The following is a 20984-nucleotide window of genomic DNA, read 5'->3' on the forward strand; positions in this document are numbered from 1 at the left end:
CCCGCCCGGCGTCGCGTGAGCTGGAATGTGGAGATGTCGGACCGTGTCGATTTCGAGGCGGTGTTCCGCGCGGGCGCGACGCCGAGTGCGTTGCTGTCCAGGGACTTCGTGATCGTCGCGGTCAACGACGCGTACGAGAAGGTGTCCGGGCGCCCGCGTGCCGAGCTCGTCGGACACGACGTGTTCGAGGCGTTCCCGGACGACGCGGAGGCCGCCCGCGCGCTGCGCGTCTCGCTGGACCGCGTGCTGGCGACCGCCGAGCGGAACGTGATGGCGCTGCTCAAGTTCGACGTGGCCGTGCGGGGCCGCCGGGACGAGGTCGAGCACCGGTTCTGGAGCCCGGTCAACGTGCCGGTCCTGGACGACGACGGCAGCGTCCGGATGATCCTGCACCGCGTCGAGGAGGTCACCGAGGTCCTCCGCGAACTGGGCCTGCCGCGGCAGGACGCGGCCGAGATGCAGGCCGGGCAGGCGGAGGTTTACGCCCGCAGCAAGGAACTGGAGCGCACCAACCAGCGCCTGGCCGCCGCCACGGACATCACCACGGCGATGCTCGCCGACGCGCCACCCGACGTGGTGCTGCGGTTGATCGCGTTCCGGGCCAAGGAGATCGCCGGCGCCACGAGCGGGTGCGTGCTCCTGCGCGAAGGCGACGGGTTCGACGTCGCCGCGGAAGCCGGGGACGCCGCCATGGACCCGGCCGCGCTGGCCGCGGAGGTCCGCCGGACCGGCAGGCCCGGGGTGCGGGTGACCGGCGACGGCGTCGCGGTGGCCGTGCCGCTGCGCCACGAGGAGGAGGTCCGCGGCGTCCTGGTCGTCACGAACCCGCCGGGCCGGAGCGGGCTGGGCAGTTCGGCCATCCTGCCGCTGGAGCCGTTCGCCACGCAGGCCGAGCTGGCGCTGGAACTGGGCGACCGGCGGCGCGACACCGCCCGCCTGCTGTTGCTGGCGGACCGCGACCGGATCGCCCGCGACCTGCACCGGTCGGTGGTGAGCCGGTTGTTCCAGCTCGGGCTGGAGCTGAGCTCCGCGGCCGAGCTGATCATCCGGGCGGAGCCGGCGCGGCGCGTGCGCGGCGTGGTCGTCGCGCTGGACGGCGTGGTGCAGGACCTGCACACCGCGGTGTTCCGCACCGGCGGAGTGCGCCCGGACGGCCGGACCTTCCGCGAGCGGCTGCAGGACCTCATCGACCACGCCGCCGAGTCGCAGGGGTTCGCGACCACCTTCCGGATCGATCCCCGCCTCGACGGCGTGCTCGGCGAGCCGGCCGAACAGCACCTGATCGCCGTCCTGTCCGAGGTGCTGATCGGCGAGGTGCGGGACCGGACGGCGCAGGTGTCGGTGTCGGTGGGCGTCCAGCCGGACCGCGTGGTCGGCGCGGTGACGGTCCGCGGGCTCGTGCTGCCGGCAGGCATCACCGAACTGGGCCTGACCGCACTGGCCCGGCGTGCGGAGCAGCTCGGCGGTTCCCTGACGTTCGAGGCCGGTCACGGGGAACGGCACTTCACCTGGCAGATGCCGCTCGCGGGGGATCATGGCTGACGTGATCACCGGCCACCTCGACGACGCCGTTCAGCTCGCGCTCGGCACGCTGCGCACCGCACTCGACGCCGACTGGGACGTTCCCGCGGGCGATCTCGACTGGAGCTGCTGGGAAACCGCCGAGCACCTCTCCGACGACGTCTTCGGCTACGCGGTCCGGCTCGGGCCGCGCACCCCGCCGCGGCACGGGGAGGTGCCCTACTTGTGGCAGCGGCTGCGGCCGGGCGGCCCGTCGAACGCCGTGCGCGCGGACCGCTACGCGCGCCCGGCCGGCCCGCTGCGCGTCGTGGAGGTGAGCGCGGCGCTGCTGACCGCGATGGTGCGCACCACCCCGGCGCACGTGCGGGCCTGGCACGTCTGGGGCGACAGCGACCCGGCCGGGTTCGCGGCGATGGGCATCGTGCAGACCCTGGTGCACACCCACGACCTGGCGGCCGGGCTCGGCCTGGCCTGGGAGCCGCCGGGGGAGCTGTGCGAGCCCGTGGTGCGACGGCTTTTCCCGCACGTCGCCCCGGACGAGCCGTGGCCGACGCTGCTGTGGGCAACCGGCCGGGGCGAGCTGCCGGGACGGGCTCGCCTCGGCGACTGGCGCTGGTACGCCGCGCCGCTCACCAGCCCTTGAGCTTCGCCGTCTCCAGCTGGTTCTTCAGCAGCTGACCGCCGGTGGGCAGGTCCGCCTGGTCCGGCCAGGTCGCCGGGTCCCACACGCCCGAGCGGCGGAAGGCGTTGGCGCAGTGCACGAACAGCTCCTCGACCTCGACCACCACGGCCAGCGCCGGTTTCACCCCGCCCTCGGCGAGCTCGCCGAAGAACGGGGCCGAGCGCACGATCGTGGCGCGGCCGTTGACCCGCAGCACGTCTTCCTTGCCGGGCACCACGAACAGCATCCCCACCCGCGGGTGCCGCAGCAGGTTCCGCATCGTGTCCAGCCGCCGGTTGCCGGGGCGGTCGGCGAAGGCCAGCGCGCGGTTGTCGTCGAAGACGAGGACGCTGCCTGCCGGGTCGCCGCGCGGGGACAGGTCGAGGCTGCCGTCGGGCGCGGTCGTCGCGACGAAGTACAGCGTGGCGGCGTCGATGAACTTCCGGCTCAGCTCGTCGATCCCGGCCAGGCCCTTGGCGGCGATCACCGGCGCGGGCGGGCTGATCACCTCGCGCAGTTCGGCCTCGCTGGTGACGACTTCGGCGTCCTCGGGGCGCCAGGCGGTCATGAACGTGCTCCTCGGTTCGCGGTGGCCAGCAGGTACAGCAGGTAGGGCGCGCCGACGGCCCCGGTGACGACCCCCACCGGCAGCTGGTGGGCGCCGCTGAGCAGGTGCTGCGCGGCGAAGTCCGCGAGGAGCGTGACCAGCGCGCCGACCAGCGCGGACGGGACCAGCCCGGGACGGCCGGTGCGCAGGACGCGGGTCGCGATCGGCCCGGACAGGAACGCCACGAACGCGATCGGCCCGCCGACCGACGTCGCCACCCCGCACAACGCGGCCGCGAGCGCCAGCAGCGCGAGCCGCACCCGGTCCACCCGCAGGCCCAGCCCCTTGGCGGCGTCGTCGCCGAGCTCCAGCACCGTCAGCGTGCGGCCGAGCAGCAACGCGGCCGGCACGAGCACGACCAGGAACACCGCGGCCATCCGGACCTCGCCCCAGGCGACGCGGTTGAAACTGCCGGTGATCCACACCAGGGCCTGCGCGGCGATCCGCACGTCCGCGCGGGTCAGCAGGTAGGACATGGCGCTCGCGGCCAGCGCGGCGACCCCGATGCCGACCAGCACGAGCCGGTGCCCCGTGACCCCGCGCCGCCAGGCCAGCGCGTAGATCAGGACCGACGTGGCGAGACCGCCGGTGAGCGCGGCCGCGGGCACGACCAGCCCGGACACGCCGAGGGTGATCAGGCACAGCACCGCGGCCAGCGACGAGCCCGCGGTCACGCCGATGACGTCCGGGCTGGCGAGCGGGTTGCGCAGCAGCCGCTGGAACAGAGCGCCGGACAGGCCGAACGCGAACCCGACCAGCAGGCCGGCGAGCGCGCGCGGCAGGCGCAGCCGCAACACGATGTAGTCGTCCCGCACGGTGCCGCCGCCGAAGAGCGTGCGCACCACGTCGGGCAGGGCGATCGGGAAGTCCCCGATGGACAGTGCGAGCAGGAAGACCGCGAGCACCGCCACGGCCAGCACGGCGGTGACGGCCGCGGTGCGCCGCGCCGTGCGGCGGTGGACCTCGACGACGCTGGTCATCCACGCACCCGCTTCCGCCGCACCAGCGCGATGAACACCGGCGCGCCGATCGCCGCCGTCACGATGCCGACCTGCAGCTCGCCGGGCTGCGCGAGCACCCGGCCGACGATGTCGGCGGCCAGCAGGACCAGCGGCGCCAGCACCATCGAGTACGGCAGCAGCCACCGGTGGTCCGGGCCGGTGATCAGCCGCGCGGCGTGCGGCACCATCAGGCCGACGAAGGCGATCGGGCCTGCCATCGCGGTCGCGGTGCCGCACAGGACCACCACGGCCAGCGCGCACAACGCCCGGCCGGCGCCGACGTGCACCCCGAGCCCGCGGGCCACGTCGTCGCCCATCGCCAGCCCGTTGAGGGCTCGCGCGGAGGCCAGCGCCAGCACGAAACCTGCGACCAGGAACGGCAGGGCCTGCGTCACGACCGACGAATCGCGGCCGGCCAGCGCGCCCACCTGCCAGAACCGGAACTGCTCGTAGGTGGCGTTGTCGGTGACCAGGATGCCGGTGGTCAGCGACCGGAACGCGGCCTCGCACGCGGCGCCGGTGAGCGCGATCTTCAACGGGGTCGCGCGGTCCCGGCCGAGCGAGCCGATCCCGTACACCAGGACCGCCGCGAGCCCCGCGCCGAGGAACGCGAACCAGACGTAACCGGTCATCGACTGGATCCCGGCCAGGCTGATGGCGGCGACGATGCACAACGATGCGCCCGCGTTGACGCCGAGGATGCCGGGATCGGCGAGCGGGTTCCGCGTCACGCCCTGGATGATCGCCCCGGCCAGGCCGAGCGCGGCGCCCGCGAGCACTCCGATCAGGGTGCGCGGGATGCGGACCTCCCACACGATCACGTGGTCCGGGTTCGCGGGGTCGTGGTGCAGCAGGGCGTCGGCGACGGCCGACGGCGGGAGCCCCTTGGCCCCTACCGCCATGCTGGCCACCACGGCCAGCCCCAGCGCCACCAGCCCGAGGATCAGGCCGAGGCCGAGCGGGGCCCGGCGGCGCTGGGGGAGTGCGGTCGTGGTTTCGCGGAGCACCGGGTCAGCGTGCCAGCGCTTCGGTGATCATCGGCACCACCTTGTCGATGGCGTAGCTCAAGCCCAGCGGGGTAGCGCTGGCGAAGGCCTGCGAGATCGTCTTGTCCGACAGTACGACCACGTGCCCGGCCTTGACCGAGGGCACCGCCTGGAACAGCGGGTCGCTGTCGATCTGGCTCGCGTCGATGCCGATCGGCGAGATCACGGTCAGGTCGGCGTTGAACAGGTCCATCCGCTCCGGCGAGACGGTGATGTAGAAGTCCTTCCCGGCCAGTGCCTGCACCGCGGGGGACTGGGTGAAGCCGAGCCGCTCCATGAACTCGATGCGGGCGCCGCCGTTGACGTAGGCGCCGTAGGAGGTGGCCATCTTCGCGCCGACCGCGACGGTCTTGCCCGTGAACTCCGGGTGCGCGTCGGCGGCCTGCTGGAACTTGGCGTCCAGGTCGTTGCGCACCTGCTCGGCCTCGGCGGTCCGGCCGAGCGCCTTGCCGATCATGTCGAGCTGCTGCTGCCAGGTGGTCGCGTAGGCCTCACCGCCGGCGGGGATGCCCAGCACGGGGACGCCGAGGGCGGCCAGCTGGTCGTAGCGGGCCTTGTCGCCGCTGGCGCGGGTGTCCAGGATCAGGTCCGGGTTGAGCGCCGCGACCTGCTCGGCGCTGACCTCCAGCGTGCCGAGCATCGTCGGCGCGGTCGTGTAGTGCTTGTCCTGCGGCATCCACGGCGCGACGCCGTCGCCCCCGATCGGCAGCCAGTCCGCGGCGCCGACCGGCTGCACGCCGAGGGTCAGCGCGACCTCCGCGTCACCCCACCCGAGCGCGACGACCCGCTTGGGCTGCTGATCGATCGTCACGTCGCCGAACGCGGTCGGGATGGTGACCGGGAACTGACCGCTCGCCGGGGTCGCCGGCTCGGTCGCGCTCTGCTCCGCGGACGAGCCGCAACCCGCGAGCACGAGGACCGCGCCCAGGAGGAGCGCCAGGAGGGAACCGCGCGCACGCGGCTGGGGGAAACGCATAGGGGAAGCCTCTCGGATTAGGTAAGCCGATCCTAAATTAGGTAGGCCTCGGTTCGCCGTCCAGATGGCCGTGATCACAACGGAGCCGGGCTGGTGTTTCCGTACCCGGAGGGTGTGACATGGACACGCCGCGGTTCGGCGAGCGGGACGATCGCTCGTGACGCTTTGAGCAGACAGGGCGTGGGTGAGCGGGATTGGATGACGCGTCGGTGGGCGCATTGGTGCTCGACCTGCCGCACACGGTGCCGCCGCTGGTGCAGGTGCGCCGGTGGGTGGCGGCCGAGCTGCACGACCTGGGCGACGACCGGGTGGTCGCGGTGCAGCTGATCGCGACCGAGCTGCTCACGAACGTGTACGACCACGGCGGCGGGAGCGGCCAGATCCGGCTGTCCCGCGACGCGAACCGCATTCTGGTGGAAGTGGACGACGGATCCCCGTCGCCGCCTGTGATGGGGGACGGGAACCCGAAGGCCATGCGCGGGCGGGGCCTGGTGCTGGTGGACAAGCTGGCCCTGTCGTGGGGTTACCGGCCGCGGCCGGACGGCGGCAAGACGGTCTGGGCGCTGATCGACTGCGCGACCCTGAGCTGGACTTCCTGACGGATCCAGGACGGGCGCCACACCGGTTCGGGAAGTGGCGCCAGGTTCGCGAAGTGGGCGAGGACCGGCCGCAGCCCCGGGTGCGGGTGCGCCGGGACCAGCAGGGAGAGCGGGTAGGCGAGCACCGGGTTCATGATCGGGATGCGGCGCAGGCCGAACTGCGCAGGCCGGGTGTAGCGGTCGCGCGCGCCCACCAGCGTGGCCACCTCGGCGGACCCGGCGAGCGCCTCGAGCAGCACGTCGTCGCCGAAGTGCGGGCCCGCCGCGTCGACGCGCAGGCCGAACGCCGTGACCAGCTGGTCGTAGAACTCCGCCCATTCGCTGCGCGGCGCGATGCCGGGCACCCAGATCCGCAGCCCGCGCAGCTCCGCCGGCGTCACCGACGGGGCGTCTGCCAGCGGGTGCCGAGGACCGGTGAGGAGTTCCAGCGCCGAGTCGAAGACGTGGATCATCCGCACGTCGCCGGGCAGCGCGGCCGGATCGGGGACGGTGCGGAAGGAGGCGTCCACCTCGCCGGACCGCACGGCGGCCGCCGCCACGCGGGGGTCGTCGACCCGCAGCGTCACCACGTCCAGCTCGGTGCCGGGGTGTGATCGCCAGTAGTCGTGCAGGACGACGGCCTGTGCGCTGCGCAGGCCGAGGACGTCGATCCGCGGGGCCCGCGAGCCCGGCCGGACGGCGGCGATGGCGCGGTCCACGCCCGCGACGACACCCCGCGCGTGCGGGAGGAAAGCCCGGCCGTCCGGCGTCAGCTCGACGCCGCGCGCGGTGCGGGTGAACAGGCGGACGCCCAGCTCGCGTTCCAGTGCGGCGATCCGCTTCGAGACGGCCTGCTGGGTCACGCCCAGCTCGTCGGCCGCGTGCTGCAACTGCCCGAGCTCCGCCGCCCGGACGAATGATCGCACTGCCTCGGTGTCCACCGGGCCAGCCTAAGCACGGTCAACTCCCGGTTGTGGCTCGCCGGGAGGCGGTTGTTTGATCGGGTTCCGCCCTCGCCGGTGTGATCTGCGGCGTGGAAGCCGATCTTCGCCGGCTGTGGTCGGCCTACGCGGTGAGCACGTACGGCACGTGGCTGGCCTTCGGGGCGTTCCCGCTGATCGCGGTGCAGGCGCTGCGCGCGCCGGCGTTCGCGGTGTCGGTGCTGGAGGCGGCCGGGCTCGCCGCGGCGGCGGTGTGCGCGCTGCCGCTCGGGTGGTGGGTCGAGCACCGGCCCAAGCGCCCGGTGATGATCGCGATGGACCTGGCCCGGTTCGCCGCGATGGCCAGCGTGCCCGCGGCGTATGCCTTCGATGTGCTGTCCTACGGGCAGTTGCTGGTCGTGTCGGTCGTCGCCGGGACCGCGAACATCGCGTTCACCGCCGCATCCGGCGCGTACCTGAAGCACCTCGTGCCCCGGGCGCGGCTGCTCGGGGCGAACGGGCGGTTCGAGGGCACGAGCTGGGTGGCGACCGCGGCAGGCCCGCCCGTCGGGGGCGCGCTGGTCGCCCTGCTCGGCCCGGTGGTGACGGTGCTCGCCGACGCGCTGAGCTACCTGCTGTCGGCGCTCGGGGTGCTACGCATCCGCGGCGGTGATGTCTCGGCGCCTCGCGTCGCGCGGTGCCACGTGGCCGACCTGCTCGCGGGCGGGCGGGTGATCGCGCGGGATCCCGTGCTGCGGCGGCTGTTCCTCAACTCGATTCTGGTCAGCGGCCTGATCATGGCCACCACGCCGCTCCTGGCGGTCCTCCTGCTCGGTGAGTACCGGTTTTCCGCGTGGGAGTACGGGCTGGCGTTCGGCGTCCCGGCGCTCGGCGGTTTCGCGGGCGCCCGGCTGTCCACCCGGTTGGTGCGGCGCTACGGGCGGCACCGGGTGCTGACCGCCTCCGGCTGGCTGCGGTCGCTCTTCCCGCTGGGGCTGGTGTTCGTGGGCCCTGGCGTGCCGGGGCTCGTCACGGTGATCGTCGTGGAGGGCTTGCTGATCACCTGCATGGGCGTCTTCAACCCGATCCACGCGACGGAACGGCTGCACCGCACGCCGGCGGACCACGCGGCGCGGGTGCTCGGCACGTGGAGTGTGAGCAGCAAGTTGTTGCGGGCCGGGCTGATGGCGGGATGGGGCGTGCTGGGGACGCTGACGAGCCCGCTGTTCGCGATCACCGTGTCAGGTGTGCTGCTGCTCGGCACACCACTACTGCTGCCACGGCGCGGTTTCGAGTCCGACGGGTAACGTCGAGATCATGGGGGTCCGGCACTACCTGCGCAACGAGCGCCGTAGACGGTGATCGAGCAGAGCACACGACGAGCAACAGCCGCGCATTCCGTGTCGGTGGACGAGGTCCGCGTCCGCTACGGCGTGTTCCTCGACGTGCGGGTTCCGGTGAGCGCCATGGCGGGCGTGCGCGCCCGGAGCGAGGACCACTCGGGCAGGCGGGGGTTCGACCTGGACGGCCAGACGTTCACGGTGGCGCTGTCCTGGCAGACGAACGTGGTGCTCGAGCTGAGCCGCCCGGTCGCCTTCACCCGCCCGCTGGGCCGGCCAGGCGAGGCGCGGGTGATCAAGTTCTACGCCGACCATCCGCAGGCCGCGGTTGCCGCGATACACCACGCCATGGTGCGTCCGCGTGAAAGCTCACCGTGAGGGGCCAGCACTATCGGCATGTGATCCTCGAAGGTCTCGTCCGCGAACTCCCACAGGTGCGGTACGCGGTGCTGCTCACCGCCGACGGTCTGGTGCTGGACCACTCGGCCGGCCTGGACCCCACCGACGCCGAGTACCTGGCCTCGATGGCCGCCGTGCTGCAGAGCCTGGCACTACGGGTGAGCAACGTCCTGGACGGCGGGGCGTCCCGGCAGGTCGTCGTGAGGTGCGACCGGATCGCCCTGGTGGTCCTCCCGTGGAACGACCAAGAGCGGCTGGCGCTGGCCACCGCCGAGGCGGACCTCGAGGGGATTGTCGAGGAGTTGGCCGGTCGAGTGTGACCCCCGCGGCGGTGGATTTCTCGGGGACAGCCCGGGGCGGCGCGGGCTGCGACAAGGATGGCGCGCGGGGCGGCCCGGCCTTCGCCGGGGGGCGCTTGCTGTGGTGTGGACATGGTCGAGGGAAATGCTCCCGGAGGCTTGGCCTGTCGACCCCACCGCCGAAGCGGCTCTCGATGAGGTCATCGCGAAACTCGCCTCCGGCATTGCTTGACCTTGCAGTCGCTTGAAGGCGCATCGTGAAGGCATGTCCGGAGAAGAACTCGCCCTGGCGATGACGAAGGACCTCGCCGTGGCGCGGCGCATCCTGTTGCGGCTCTGGGAGGAGGGCTCCGCGGTCGACCGCTGCGCCGCGGCGCACTTCCTCGCCGACCGGCAGGACAAGCCGCGTGGCGAGCTGTTCTCGGACCTCCGTGCGCTCGAAGTCGCGCAGGCCGCGGATCCCGCCGAGGTGCACGGCTTCTTCCCGTCCCTGCACCTGAACCTCGCGGACGTCTACCACCGCCTCGGCGACCTCGCCACGGCACGCGACCACTTCGCCGCGGCGGAAGCGGTCATCGACACCCTCCGGGACGACGGCTACGGGCGCATGATCCGCGGCGGCCTCGCGCGGCTCGCGGAAAACTGGCCGGGCGCGAGAAGATCCCCGGCCCGGGGGTCAGCACCCCGGCCGGGTCGTAACGCGACTTCCACGCGCACAGCGAAGGCCACCGCGAGCCGAAGTGGTGGCGCCAATCCGCCTGCGTGAAGGGGATCGCGCCGACCGGGTAGGTGAACCCGCCCAGCTCGCGCCTCCTCGTAGAGGCGGCGGTTCTCGGCGACCTGCCGGGCGACCAGACCCGCGTCGTCCGGCGGAAAACGCAGGATCGCCACGAGAAAATCGATCCGCTCGGCTGGCAGGCGGACCAGCGGCGCGTGTACCTCGCCGGTGAACACCGGGTAGAACAACACGCACCCGGCCGGGCCTAGATCCGCGGGCGTCAGCCGCTCCACCAGCGCGGTCAGGAACCCCACGGCCGCCGACGCGGGCAGGAAGCAGTTCCACCACGGGTGCGGGTGGAACCACGCGCCGGTCCCGGTCAGCAGCGCCTCGGCGGCGTCCAGCCGGTGCTGGAACTCCAGGTAGAACAGATCCCCGCCGGAGTACGCGGCCGTCTCCAGGAACACCCGCCTGCCCGCCTCGCCGAAGCGGACCTGGCCCTGCACGAAGTCGAACCGCCCCTCCTCGACGAAGCGCACCTGGTCCGCCGCCGCGGCCGCCACCGTGTCGTAGTCCACCTCGTGCCGGGTGATCCGCGGCGGCGCGGTGACCAGCCGCGGCGTGGCGCGCGTGATGATCCCGCACTGGCCCAGCCCGCCCAGCGCGGCGGCGAACAACTCGTCCCCAGGGCCGCACGTGCGCACCACCCCGTCACCGGTGACGACCTCCAGCGCGACCACCGTGGCGGTCTGCAGCCCGTGCCGGAAACTCGTCCCGCCGATCCCGCCGATCCCGCCCACCGACAACCGCAAGTAGTCGGTCAGCACCGGCGGCGGTGCGACCGCGCTCCCACGCCGCCGCGAGCACGGCGTCCCAGCCGGCGCCCGCGTCCACCACGATCAGGTCCTCGGCGACCTCGTGCACCGCGGCCAGGGCGGACATGTCGACCACGACGCCGTCGGTCAGCGCCTGCCCGTACCCGGAATGGCCCCGTCCCCGCGCCGCGACCGGCACCCCGTCCGCCGCCGCGGCGCGGACGATCTCGCCGACCTCCCCGGCCGAGCGCGGCCGCACCACCGCGGACGGCCGCCGCCGGACCAGGCGCCCGAAGTCGACGGACGCGGTCATCAGTACCGCTGCCAGACCCCGGCGGGCTTCCGCGCTCCCACCCCGGGCTTGCTCCAGTCGCACACCCCGTCCGGGAACGCCGCCCGCAACCGCTGCTGCTCCTCCCGGGGGAATGTGACCGGCAGGTAGTCGCGGAAGTCCACCGGCTTCAGGCCGCACTTCAGCGCGTCCATGGCGAGCCCGGACCCGGCCACGAGACGCGTGTTCGCGGCGACCGGGAACAGCTCACCGCACCGCCCGCTCGACGGGTAGGTCAGCCGCTCCCGCACGCGCTCGGTGGCCGACACGTAGCACCCGTCGCCCAGGTCCGCGGGGCGGTTCGCGACCACCTTCTGCTGTGCGCCGCGCCCCGACCGGTCGTTCCCGATCGCCGTCAGCCAGCGGTCCATCGCGTCCAGCTCGTAAGCCGCGGCGACCGCGGCGTCCGCCGGGCGGCTCGCGATGATCACCTGGTTCTCCGCCGCCCCGTTGCGCCACAACCGCTCCCGCATCACGAAGGACCACTCCGTGGTGTGGATGTCGGCACCGAACCCGGCCAGGTCGAGATCTGTGCGCTGGTCGATGATCGTTGTCGTGCGCAACCCGAGGGACGCCGAGTTGAACAACCCCGACCGGTAGGCCGCCGACAACGCCTTCGGATCGGCCGCGCTCCGCTCCGGAACCGGAGCGCCGGTGTAATCGAGGCCGCCGATGGAGGCGTTCAGGTCGACGAACTGCGCCGGTGAGATCTGCCCGGCTCGCAGCGCCGACAGGCCGTACTGCACCCCGGTGTTGTCCAGTGTGCTGCGCACGAACCCGGTCCGCGGATCGCGCCCGAGCTGGTTCACCAGCTGCTCGTTGGAGTTGCAGATGACACCGTCCGGATTGGACACCGGGTCCCAGCGCTCGGAAACCGGCAGCAGCGGGGTGCAGCTGCCGGTCGCCGTCGCGCGGTTGGCGAACGTCTGCTCCCACGAGACGCACGTGCTGTAGGTGTGGAACCCGGCCACCGCGAGCCGCTGCTCCGCGGTGAACGAGCTGCCCGCCCCGGCGAAGTACTGGTTGAGCAGGCGGCAGTCCGAGACCGGCCCGGCCGTGCTCAGCGGATCGGGGTAGGAGATGCCGGGAACGATGCCGTCGAGGATGCCCGGGTAGTTCTCCGCGATGTCGTACTGCTGGATCGCACCGCCCGATCCGCCCCAGCCAATCGTGTGCCGCACCGGCCCGTAGGTTTCGGTGAAGTGCTCCTCGACCATCATCGCCGCCTCCGCGGAGATGATCGGGCTGCAGTTGTTGTCCAGCACGTTCAGGCTCGACGAGGCCACCGCGTACCCCTGTGACAGGAACAGGTCGTTCACCACCCCGCCGGTGGAGGCGCCCTGGTGGAACCCGGAATTGCAGCCGCCGCCGAAGGTGTAGACGAGCCGTTCGTTCCAGCCGCGCTCCACAGTGAACGGTGACGGCGCGGTCCCGTCGGTCAGCGCGGCGATCTCGTAGACGGCGCGGTCGATCGTGCCACGTTCCACCCGCACGATGTAGGGTATCCCGTTGACCGACGCGAGATCCGCGGGCCGGGACGCCGGATCGGCCAGCGGCCGGAACTGCCCGCCGGTCGTGCGGTACTGGTAGCTCACCTGGGTGGGCGCGCTGCACAACGGCGGCGTCGCGGCGGGCAGCCCGTAGGCTTGCGTCTCGCAGTAGAACGGCTCCTGCTGCCGTCCGGAGAACACCGGCCCGGTGATCGGGTGGTTTGTCACCCGCAGGCTCGCGCGTCCCCGGCCCGGCGCGCTCGCGACGATCTCGTTGGTCCCGTCGCGTAGGCCAGTGACCAGGCCGAGCAGGGTGTCGCCGGTCTGCTTGAACTCGCCGGTGACGTCACGGCCGTTCGCCGTCACCCGGACGTCCCGCGCCGCCGGAACCCGCACCAGCACCTGCCCACCGCTGACCAGGTCGGGGTGCGGGTTGGACACGGATTCGACGGTCAGCCGCGGCGGCGCCGCGACCGCCGCCGGAACGGTGAGCAGCGACGCCGCACACGCGGCGGTCAGCACCAGTGCACGCAGCAAGGGAGCACCCCCAGGCTCGTGCGCCACCTCGTCGTGGCGCCCGCGTCGGGTATAGCACGTGGTCCGGTCACCACAAAAGTACAGAACTAGGTTCTGTCCGCTCACGCTTGGCCGGATTGTCCGGAGGGTCTGTGCAAGAAGCCCCAGGCTGTTTACGGTCCCTCCAAACCGAACCTGATTCTGTTTTTGTAACACCTGCGAAGAGGCGGTGGTCGCGAGAAATGGCGCAGCAAGCCCCGTTGCTACGAGCGGACGAGCTGAACGTGTCCTTCGGCGGATTGCGGGTCCTCCAGGCGGTCTCGCTCGAAGTCGACGAAGGGGAGGTGCTCGGCGTCATCGGTCCCAACGGCGCGGGCAAGACGACCCTGTTCAACACGATCTGCGGGTTCGTCCGCCCGGACTCCGGCGCCCTGTCGTTCGACGGCCGCCGTCTCCTGCCCCGACCGCACCGGCTCACCCGGCTGGGAATCGCACGCACCCTGCAGGGCCTCGGGTTGTTCCCCAACCTCAGCGCGCTGGACAACGTCGTAGCCGGCGCGACCCACCGCTCGCGCACCGGCCCGGTCGGCGCGCTGCTGGCTTCGCCGTGGGCCGAGCGGCACGAGCTGCGGCTGCGGGACCAGGCGATGGACATGCTCGAGCAGCTCGGCATCGCCGACGCCGCGCACCGGCCGTGCGCGAGCCTGCCCTACGGCATCCGCAAACGCGCGGCACTGGCCCGCGCGCTGATCAGCGAACCGCGCCTGCTGCTGCTCGACGAGCCCGCGGTCGGCCTGTCCGCCACCGAGATCACCGAGCTCGCCGACATCGTCCGCGGGCTGCGGCAGCGCACCACCGTCATGCTCGTCGAGCACCACATGGAGTTCGTGATGAACCTCTGCGACCGGCTCGTCGTGCTGGACTTCGGCGAGGTGATCGCCACCGGGACGCCCGCCCAGGTGCGGGAGGACCCGGCCGTGCAACGCGCCTACCTCGGCGAGGCAGTGGCGGCCGATGCTTGAGGTTAGCGGTCTCGTCGCCGAGTACGGGCCGGTGCGCGCGCTGCACGACATCGACCTGACGGTCGGGCGCGGCTCGATCACCGCGGTGCTCGGCGCGAACGGCGCGGGCAAGACGACGCTGCTGCGCTCGTTGTCCGGGCTGCTGCGGGCGAAAGCCGGTTCGGTGCGGCTGAACGACCGGGACATCACCCGGCACGGCCCGGAGGACCTGGTCCGGCTCGGCGTGGCGCACGTGCCCGAGGGGCGTGGCGTGATCGTCGAGCTGACGGTCGAGGAGAACCTGCGCCTCGGCGGGCTGTGGCGGCGGGACCGGGCGTGGCTGCGCACCGGCGTGGCGCGCATGTTCGAGTTGTTCCCGCCGCTCGAACAGCGGCGGCACCAGCGCGCGCAGACCCTGTCCGGTGGTGAGCGGCAGATGCTCGCGATCGGGCGCGCCCTGATGAGCCGTCCCGACCTGCTGCTGCTGGACGAGCCGTCGCTGGGCCTCGCGCCGCGCACCGCCGCGCAGATCGTCGCGACGCTGCGCCGCCTGCGCGCCGAAACCGGCCTGACTCTGCTGCTGGTCGAGCAGAACGCGGGCACGGCGCTGTCGGTGGCCGACCGCGCCGTCGTGCTCAACGTCGGCCGCAAGGTCGCCGACGACGAAGCCGCCCGGCTGGCCGCCGACGACCGGGTCCGCCGGGCCTACCTGGAGATGTGATGGGACGGTTCCTCGACTTGACGCTCGCCGGGCTGACCAGCGGCGCGGTGTACGCCGCGGTCGCGCTGGCCCTGGTGCTGATCTGGCGCTCCACGCGAATCGTGAACTTCGCGCTGGGCGGGATGATGATCACCACGTTCCTCGGCTACACCGTGGTCAGCCACGGCGGGTCCTACTGGCTGGCGCTGGCCGTCGCGATCGCCGCCGGGCTGGTGCTCGGCGCCGTCGTGGAGCGGGTGCTGATCCGGCCGGTCGCGAAGCGGCCGCCGCTGGACGCGGTGGTGGTCACGTTCGGCCTGCTGGTCGGGCTCCAGGGCATCGCCGGGATGGTGTTCGGCGGCACCCCGCAGTCCTACCCGCCCGCGTTCTCCATCGCCGGGTTCCAGGTGGGCGGGCGGCAGATCCTGTTCTCGCCCAACGACTTGTGGATCGTCGGCGTGGTGCTCGCCGTGATGGTGGTGCTGGCGGCGGTGTTCCGGCGGACCTCGGCGGGCCTGCGGATGCGCGCGACGGCGTTCGCGCCGGAGGTGGCCCGGCTGCTGGGGGTGCGCGTCGGTCGGATGCTGACCGTCGGCTGGGCGCTGGACGCGGTGGTCGGCGCGGTCGCCGGGGTGCTGATCGCGCCGAGCACGTTCGTCAGCCCGACGGCGTTCGACGCGGTGCTGGTGTTCGGGTTCACCGCCGCCGTGATCGGCGGACTGGACAGCCCGCCCGGCGCGGTCGTCGGCGGGGTCGCGCTGGGCGTGGTGCTCAGTTTCGTCTCGGGCTACCTGGGCCCGGACATCGTGACGCTGGGCGCGCTGGTCGTGCTCATCGTGGTGCTGATGGTGCGGCCGCACGGGTTGTTCGGCGCGGGAGCGAGGCGGCGGGTATGACGATGACGGAAACGCAGGCTGCCCAGCGGGAAGCGTCCAGGGCACCGCTGTGGCGACGGTCCACTTTGCTGCGTCACGCGTGCTTCGCGGTGCCGGGGCTGCTCGGGTTCTGGCTGCTGTCGATCGCGCTGGACCCGTTCGCGAACCTGCAGCTGGCCCAGATCGCCTATACGGCCATCGCGGTCGCCGGGCTCACGGTGCTGTCCGGCCTCAGTGGACAGATCTCACTCGGGCACGGCGCGTTCGTCGCGGTCGGCGCCTACACGGCCGCGCTGCTGCTGGAGAACGCCGAGTGGAGCCTCGCGCCGGTGCTGGTGGTCGTGACCGCGGGCACCGCGCTGGTCGGCACGCTGGTCGGCGTGGCCGCGGCGCGACTGCGCGGGCCTTACCTGGCCGGCGCGACGCTCGCGCTGGCCGTCGGGCTGCCGTCGCTGGCCGACTACCACGGACTGCGTGACCTGCTGGGCGGCGCGAACGGCCTGATCGTCAGCCCGCCGGTGCCGCCGCTGTCGCTGGGCGAGACGTTCCCGCTGGAGCGGTGGCAGTCCTGGATCTGCGGGATCTGCCTGGTGGTCGCGTTGTTCCTGCTGGCCAACCTCAGCCGCAGCCGGCTCGGCCGCGACATGCGGTTGGTGCGCGAGGACGAGGATGCCGCGGCCCTGTCCGGCGTGCACGTCGCCCGCACCCAGATCCTCGCGTTCTGCGTCAGCGCCGGGTGCGCCGGGCTGGCAGGCGGCCTGTTCGCGATCGTCAGCAACCTGGCCGCGCCGGGGGCGTTCACGCTGGCCCTGTCGCTGTCCCTGCTCACCGCCGCCGTGCTGGGCGGGCTCGGCAGCCTCGCCGGCGCGGTGTACGGCGCGGTGATCGTGACGCTGCTGCCGAACTGGTCGACCGACCTCGCGCAGCAGGCCGACCTGCCGCGCGCGGTGTACGCCAACATCCCGTTGGTCCTCTATGGACTGGTGCTGATCCTGGTCATCCTGGCCTTCCCCGGCGGCATCCAGTCCGGGGTGCGCCGGATCGGCCGCCTGCTCCGCCGTAACCGGAAGAACTGAAGGAGACGAGATGGTCCTGTCCAGACGCCCGCGCGCGGCGGTCGCGCTCGCCGCGGCGCTCGCGCTCACCTTGACCGCGTGCGGCGGTGGCGGTTCGGGCGGCGGCAGCACGCCCGGCGTGACCGACGCCGACGTGCTGATCGGCAGCACCCTGCCGCTGACCGGCAACGCGGCGCCCGGCTACAGCGAGCAGGGGCCGGCGGCGAAGGCGATGTTCGACTACATCAACGTCAGCGGCGGCATCCACGGCCGCAAGATCAACCTCAAGTATGTCGACGACGTGGACTTCCTGAACAGCTCGCGCGTGCCGGACCTGTTCGTGGCGTCCGGCTGCACCTGCTGGGACCAGCCGGACAAGAACCCCTACACCTACGGCTGGCAGCCCGACTACACCGTCGAAGGCAAGATCCTCGGCGATTACGTCGCGAAGAACTTCGCCGGCACGAAGGTCGCCTACTTCTACCAGGACGACGACTTCGGCGCCGACGGGATGAAGGGGCTGGACAAGTTCATCGACCAGAGCCTGGTCGTGTCGCGGCAGCCCTACCAGCCGGGCAACACCGACGTCGCGGCCCAGGTGTCGGCGATCGCGCGCAGCGGCGCGGAGGTCGTGGTGCTGGAGACGATCCCGGCATACACCGCGTGGTTCAAGCTGACCGCGCTGAAGCTGGGGTACAACCCGCAGCTGGTCGCCTCCAGCGTGGGCGCGGACCTGGTGACGGTGGCCGGGCTGTTGGAGAACTTCGCCAAGCAGAGCGGCGCGTCGGTCACCTGCCGGCGAGCAGCAACGCGCAGAACTCGTGGATCCAGCTGTTCAAGAAGGTGCACGACACCTACATCCCGAACCTGCCGTTCGACGGCAACGTCATCTACGCGATGTCGTATGCGTACACGTTCGCGCAGGTGCTGCAGGCCGCGGGCAAGGACCTGACGCGGCAGGGGCTGATCGACGCGCTGAACAAGGGCGGGATCACCGGGCCCGGTCTCGTGCCGTTCCGGTACGGGCCGGAGTCGCACGCCGGCTACACCGGCGGGCAGATCTCGATCATCCGCGGCGGGCAGCAGGTGCTGTCCGGCACGCCGCTGACCACCGGCGACGGCGACGGACCGGTGGTGCCGTACACGCAGCCGCAACCGGCGGCGCCGGCCAACGGCGTGCCGGCGGCGTGAGGTGGGCGCCGCGTCCCGGCGGGGCTCACGTCACGCCGGGACCGGCGCGAGCCGTGCGGTCCGGCACAATCGGGGTATGACCGAGGCCACCACCGGGAGCACGCGGGCGCAGATCACGCGCGCCGCCCTGCTCGACGCAGCCCGCGAGGTGTTCGTCGCCTCCGGTTACGAGGACGCCAAGCTCGTCGACATCGCCGACCGGGCGGGCGCCAGCATCGGCAGCCTCTACCACCACTTCACCGCGAAGTCGGACCTGTGGATCACGCTGTACGACGAGTACACGCGGCGGCAGCAGCACCGGTCGGCGCGCGCGTTCCGGACCGCGCTGGCCGCGGGGGAGGAGGACGCGCTGCGGCTGTTCATCGCCGGTACCCGCGCGTACCTGGAGGGGTGCTGGGAGGAGCGGCAGCTGGCGCGGATCTTCCTGTCCGGCAGCGGGCCGGCCGGGTTCGGGCTGCTGACGCGGCAGCGGTTCCGCGAGTGGCTGCACGCGAACTCGACGCTGGTGAACGGCCACACGCGGCCGCTGTCGGACATGCTGGTGCTGTGCCTGACGGCGATGGCCACGGAGGCGGGGCGTGAGGTGGCGGCCGCGTCGTCGAAGGCGAAGGCGCGCCGGATGATCGACGAGGTGCTCGAACTGATGGGACGCCTCTACCCGGCGTCTTGACGAATTTCGCGGAGCGCTCTCACGTCATCGGAGCAGGTCCGGCCGGACCCTGGCCATCTCCTGGGTCAGCTGCCGGACCGTGGCGATGTTCGGCAGTCTCAGTTCCACTTCCGGATCGGCGTCCGGCAGGGGTTTCACCAGCGCGCTGTGGCGGGTCGCGAAACGGCCGTCCGCGGGGGTGAACACGAGGGCCGGCAGCACGGGCTTCGAGTTCGGGTCGCCCTTGACCGGCGGGCGCGGTTCCCGTCCGCGCACGGCACGCAACTCCTCCCACGCGATCAGATCGGATCTGCGACCGGCTCGCCACCACAGTCCACGCTGATCGACGACGAAGCGATGCATGCGGGGGACGGAACCCATCATGACCAGCAGGCCGCTCAGCGCGAGCGCGCCGAAGAGGAACGAAGCGGCGGTCGGAGTAAAGTTCTTCGCCCTCGACGAGGCGGACGGATGCCCGACGTCCGGGAAGACGGCGACCAACCCGAAGACGATGAACATGGCCAGCCCGCCGATGAACACCCATCGGCCGGACCGGTATTCCACCACGGGCGTCTCAGGATCGGGGAACCACGTCTGTTCGGGCACGGACGGCAGCGTAGCCGAAGATGACTCCAGCAGGAGGGTCCCGCGACCTGGGCCGGACGCCATCGGGCAGGCAGAAGTTCACCGTCACAGCGTGCGACTACGGTTGCGGCGCCTGGCCGGCGGTCGGCGAGCCGGATGCGCGGTTGACCCTTTCACCGGTGTGAGGGTGCATGATCGGACCATGACCTTCGATCCGCACGACCTGCTCGCCGAGGCCAGGATCGCCGTGCTGGCCACCATCAAGGCCAACGGCCTGCCCCAGCTCTCGCCCGTGACGCCGTACTACGACCGCGACGCCGGGGTGATCTACGTGTCCATGACGGAGGGCCGGGCCAAGACCCGCAACCTCCGCCGCGATCCGCGCGCCGCCCTGGAGGTCACCAGCTCCGACGGCTGGGCGTGGGCCACCGCGGAGGGCACCGTCACCCTGACCGGCCCTGGCACCGACCCGCACGGCCCCGAGGTCGAGGCGCTGGTCGACTACTACCGCAAGGCCGCGGGCGAGCACCCGGACTGGGCCGAGTACCGCGAGGTCATGGTGTCCGACCGCCGGGTGCTCATGACGCTGAAGGTGGAGCGCGTCTACGGCGAGAAGATCCGCTGACCGCACCGGCCCGAACGCGGAACTCGCGCCCGTGAGCCTGGGAACCGCGGCCGTGGGTGCGGGACCCGGGGTGTGGGGCTCGTGGGTCAGATGTCGAGGCGGATCAGGCCGGTTTCGGTCATCCGCTCGCCGTGGGCGGCGGCACTGGTGAGCAGGTCCTTGACGCCGGCCGGGAAGTCCAGCTCGGTCCCGTGCACCTGCGCGTACGCGATCCGCGCGTTGACGCCGTGCCGCTCGCCGGCGCCCCACTCCGGCCAGCGCGCCCTGGCGGCCTCCTCGATCGCCGCGTAGTCCGCCGACCCGGCGACGGCCTCCTGCAGCCACTCGAAGTACTCGCGCACCTCCGCGACCGGGTTCTCCGACGCCGCCGTCACCGGGCCGTGCCCGGGCACGTAGGTGGTGGCGCCGAAGGTTTCCAGCCAGGTCAGCGCTTCCAGCCACCCGGCGACGGACCCGGAGAGCGCCAGCGGCGTGACCTCCAGGAACAGCAGATCGCCGGTGAACAGGGTGCCGGACTCCTCGTGCCACACCACCAGATCGCCGTGCGTGTGCGCCGGCCCGGGCACGGGCACGACCGCCACCGACGTGCCGCCCAGGTCGAGGGTCTCCGGCTCGGTGACGGGGGAGATGTCCGCGGGTGGCTCGATGGCGCCCCAGTCGCAGCTGAAAAGCATGTCGTAGGTGTGCGGGCCGGACAGCCTGGCGGGGTGGCCAGGATCGTCGCGCCCGCCGCGGCCAGGCGGCCGGCTCCGTGGGCGTGGTCGCCGTGCGCGTGGGTCAGCGCGACCGTGCGGGGCGTGCCGGGCGCGAGGTAGGTGCCGATCGCGGTCTCCAGCCACCGGTTCAGCGGTTCGGTCGCGAACGTGTCGACCTGCAGGGCCGCGTCGCGGCCCGCGACGAGCCCCGCGTTGCTGATGAACCAGCCGCCGGGCGGCTGGTGGAAGGCGATGACGCCGGGGCGCAGCGTCACCGGGTTCAGGTCGGGTCTGGACACTTGGCCCAGCATCCTCCTCGGCGCGCGATGGGGGAAGAGTCCTTCGGGACGAAGAGCGCGCCCCGAAGGACTCGTTCCATTGTGGACTTCC

General features: G+C 72.3%; 23 protein-coding genes and 2 pseudogenes. 14 read left to right on the forward strand and 11 right to left on the reverse strand.

Annotated elements, in window-relative coordinates; translation table 11 throughout:
- Window positions 1-33 precede the first annotated feature (33 nt).
- Together AMETH_RS09875 and AMETH_RS09880 are read left to right on the forward strand one after the other, a co-directional pair.
- Entirely contained in the window at window positions 34-1542 is a 1509-nt protein-coding gene (locus AMETH_RS09875; RefSeq protein ID WP_017981282.1) for a PAS domain-containing protein, read from the forward strand.
- Window positions 1535-2164: a hypothetical protein gene (locus AMETH_RS09880; protein ID WP_017981283.1), complete on the forward strand. Its 630-nt coding sequence runs from the start codon at window positions 1535-1537 to the stop codon at window positions 2162-2164. Before AMETH_RS09875 ends, AMETH_RS09880 begins: the two co-directional genes overlap by 8 nt.
- Here the strand turns inward: AMETH_RS09880 and AMETH_RS09885 are convergent.
- The 4 genes from AMETH_RS09885 to AMETH_RS09900 are packed head-to-tail and all read right to left on the reverse strand — an operon-like array spanning window position 2151 to window position 5812.
- The gene (locus AMETH_RS09885; RefSeq protein ID WP_017981284.1) at window positions 2151-2750 is read right to left on the reverse strand and encodes an MSMEG_1061 family FMN-dependent PPOX-type flavoprotein; all 600 of its coding nucleotides are present in this window, start codon (window positions 2748-2750) and stop codon (window positions 2151-2153) included. The two genes, AMETH_RS09880 and AMETH_RS09885, sit on opposite strands and share 14 nt — an antisense overlap.
- Entirely contained in the window at window positions 2747-3769 is a 1023-nt protein-coding gene (locus tag AMETH_RS09890) for a FecCD family ABC transporter permease (protein ID WP_017981285.1), read from the reverse strand. The genes AMETH_RS09885 and AMETH_RS09890 overlap by 4 nt, the downstream gene beginning before the upstream one ends.
- Window positions 3766-4797: a FecCD family ABC transporter permease gene (locus AMETH_RS09895; RefSeq protein WP_017981286.1), complete on the reverse strand. Its 1032-nt coding sequence runs from the start codon at window positions 4795-4797 to the stop codon at window positions 3766-3768. Before AMETH_RS09895 ends, AMETH_RS09890 begins: the two co-directional genes overlap by 4 nt.
- 4 nt (window positions 4798-4801) lie before the next feature.
- Window positions 4802-5812 (reverse strand): iron-siderophore ABC transporter substrate-binding protein, encoded by a 1011-nt coding sequence (locus AMETH_RS09900; RefSeq protein ID WP_017981287.1) that lies wholly within the window; start codon window positions 5810-5812, stop codon window positions 4802-4804.
- 194 nt (window positions 5813-6006) lie between these two features.
- On the opposite strand from AMETH_RS09900, the gene AMETH_RS09905 reads away from it, so the two are divergent.
- Window positions 6007-6411 carry an ATP-binding protein gene (locus AMETH_RS09905; RefSeq protein ID WP_026152977.1) on the forward strand — a complete coding sequence of 135 codons (405 nt, stop codon included), beginning with the start codon at window positions 6007-6009 and terminating at the stop codon, window positions 6409-6411.
- On the opposite strand, the gene AMETH_RS09910 is transcribed toward AMETH_RS09905, so the two are convergent.
- Window positions 6336-7331, reverse strand: coding sequence for a LysR family transcriptional regulator (locus AMETH_RS09910; protein WP_017981289.1), 996 nt, complete (start codon window positions 7329-7331; stop codon window positions 6336-6338). The two genes, AMETH_RS09905 and AMETH_RS09910, sit on opposite strands and share 76 nt — an antisense overlap.
- A gap of 80 nt (window positions 7332-7411) precedes the next feature.
- Here AMETH_RS09910 and AMETH_RS09915 point away from each other — a divergent pair, with 80 nt between their 5' ends.
- From AMETH_RS09915 to AMETH_RS09925, 3 genes are read left to right on the forward strand one after another with little or no spacing between them, the layout of a single operon-like run.
- The gene (locus AMETH_RS09915) at window positions 7412-8617 is read left to right on the forward strand and encodes an MFS transporter (protein WP_017981290.1); all 1206 of its coding nucleotides are present in this window, start codon (window positions 7412-7414) and stop codon (window positions 8615-8617) included.
- Window positions 8618-8668: 51 nt separating this feature from the next.
- Complete coding sequence (locus AMETH_RS09920) at window positions 8669-9028, forward strand: hypothetical protein (protein WP_156131637.1); 360 nt, start codon at window positions 8669-8671, stop codon at window positions 9026-9028.
- A 20-nt stretch (window positions 9029-9048) separates the two neighbouring features.
- Entirely contained in the window at window positions 9049-9369 is a 321-nt protein-coding gene (locus AMETH_RS09925) for a roadblock/LC7 domain-containing protein (RefSeq protein WP_017981292.1), read from the forward strand.
- A 551-nt stretch (window positions 9370-9920) separates the two neighbouring features.
- Here the strand turns inward: AMETH_RS09925 and AMETH_RS42490 are convergent.
- The 4 genes and pseudogenes from AMETH_RS42490 to AMETH_RS09935 form a co-directional block, all read right to left on the reverse strand.
- A complete protein-coding gene (locus AMETH_RS42490; protein ID WP_410468231.1) occupies window positions 9921-10247 on the reverse strand; it encodes a hypothetical protein in 327 nt (108 codons plus the stop codon).
- Window positions 10165-10893: pseudogene (locus AMETH_RS41215) on the reverse strand (FAD-binding protein); the annotation flags it as partial. The gene AMETH_RS42490 and the pseudogene AMETH_RS41215, both read right to left, overlap by 83 nt.
- Entirely contained in the window at window positions 10778-11194 is a 417-nt protein-coding gene (locus AMETH_RS35620) for an FAD-binding protein (protein ID WP_051079385.1), read from the reverse strand. The pseudogene AMETH_RS41215 and the gene AMETH_RS35620, both read right to left, overlap by 116 nt.
- Window positions 11194-13239, reverse strand: coding sequence for a DUF6351 family protein (locus AMETH_RS09935; RefSeq protein WP_017981293.1), 2046 nt, complete (start codon window positions 13237-13239; stop codon window positions 11194-11196). The genes AMETH_RS35620 and AMETH_RS09935 overlap by 1 nt, the downstream gene beginning before the upstream one ends.
- 221 nt (window positions 13240-13460) lie before the next feature.
- Between AMETH_RS09935 and AMETH_RS09940 the strand changes: the two genes are divergently transcribed.
- From AMETH_RS09940 to AMETH_RS09965, 7 genes are all read left to right on the forward strand, one after another.
- Complete coding sequence (locus AMETH_RS09940) at window positions 13461-14240, forward strand: ABC transporter ATP-binding protein (protein WP_017981294.1); 780 nt, start codon at window positions 13461-13463, stop codon at window positions 14238-14240.
- Window positions 14233-14940 (forward strand): ABC transporter ATP-binding protein, encoded by a 708-nt coding sequence (locus AMETH_RS09945; protein ID WP_026152978.1) that lies wholly within the window; start codon window positions 14233-14235, stop codon window positions 14938-14940. The genes AMETH_RS09940 and AMETH_RS09945 overlap by 8 nt, the downstream gene beginning before the upstream one ends.
- Window positions 14940-15815 (forward strand): branched-chain amino acid ABC transporter permease, encoded by an 876-nt coding sequence (locus tag AMETH_RS09950; protein WP_017981296.1) that lies wholly within the window; start codon window positions 14940-14942, stop codon window positions 15813-15815. The genes AMETH_RS09945 and AMETH_RS09950 overlap by 1 nt, the downstream gene beginning before the upstream one ends.
- The gene (locus AMETH_RS09955) at window positions 15812-16870 is read left to right on the forward strand and encodes a branched-chain amino acid ABC transporter permease (protein WP_026152979.1); all 1059 of its coding nucleotides are present in this window, start codon (window positions 15812-15814) and stop codon (window positions 16868-16870) included. The genes AMETH_RS09950 and AMETH_RS09955 overlap by 4 nt, the downstream gene beginning before the upstream one ends.
- 10 nt (window positions 16871-16880) lie before the next feature.
- Complete coding sequence (locus tag AMETH_RS09960) at window positions 16881-17801, forward strand: ABC transporter substrate-binding protein (RefSeq protein ID WP_051079386.1); 921 nt, start codon at window positions 16881-16883, stop codon at window positions 17799-17801.
- Window positions 17747-18040 (forward strand): hypothetical protein, encoded by a 294-nt coding sequence (locus tag AMETH_RS39090; RefSeq protein ID WP_209436859.1) that lies wholly within the window; start codon window positions 17747-17749, stop codon window positions 18038-18040. Before AMETH_RS09960 ends, AMETH_RS39090 begins: the two co-directional genes overlap by 55 nt.
- A 76-nt stretch (window positions 18041-18116) precedes the next feature.
- Window positions 18117-18710 (forward strand): TetR/AcrR family transcriptional regulator, encoded by a 594-nt coding sequence (locus AMETH_RS09965; protein WP_017981298.1) that lies wholly within the window; start codon window positions 18117-18119, stop codon window positions 18708-18710.
- Window positions 18711-18734: 24 nt separating this feature from the next.
- On the opposite strand, the gene AMETH_RS09970 is transcribed toward AMETH_RS09965, so the two are convergent.
- A complete protein-coding gene (locus AMETH_RS09970; RefSeq protein ID WP_017981299.1) occupies window positions 18735-19295 on the reverse strand; it encodes a hypothetical protein in 561 nt (186 codons plus the stop codon).
- A 181-nt stretch (window positions 19296-19476) separates the two neighbouring features.
- On the opposite strand from AMETH_RS09970, the gene AMETH_RS09975 reads away from it, so the two are divergent.
- Entirely contained in the window at window positions 19477-19899 is a 423-nt protein-coding gene (locus AMETH_RS09975) for a PPOX class F420-dependent oxidoreductase (RefSeq protein WP_017981300.1), read from the forward strand.
- An 86-nt stretch (window positions 19900-19985) separates the two neighbouring features.
- On the opposite strand, the pseudogene AMETH_RS35630 reads toward AMETH_RS09975, so the two are convergent.
- Window positions 19986-20905: pseudogene (locus tag AMETH_RS35630) on the reverse strand (MBL fold metallo-hydrolase).
- Between the last annotated feature and the right edge of the window lie 79 nt (window positions 20906-20984).

The organism is Amycolatopsis methanolica 239 (genome assembly GCF_000739085.1).
Lineage (GTDB): Bacteria > Actinomycetota > Actinomycetes > Mycobacteriales > Pseudonocardiaceae > Amycolatopsis_E > Amycolatopsis_E methanolica.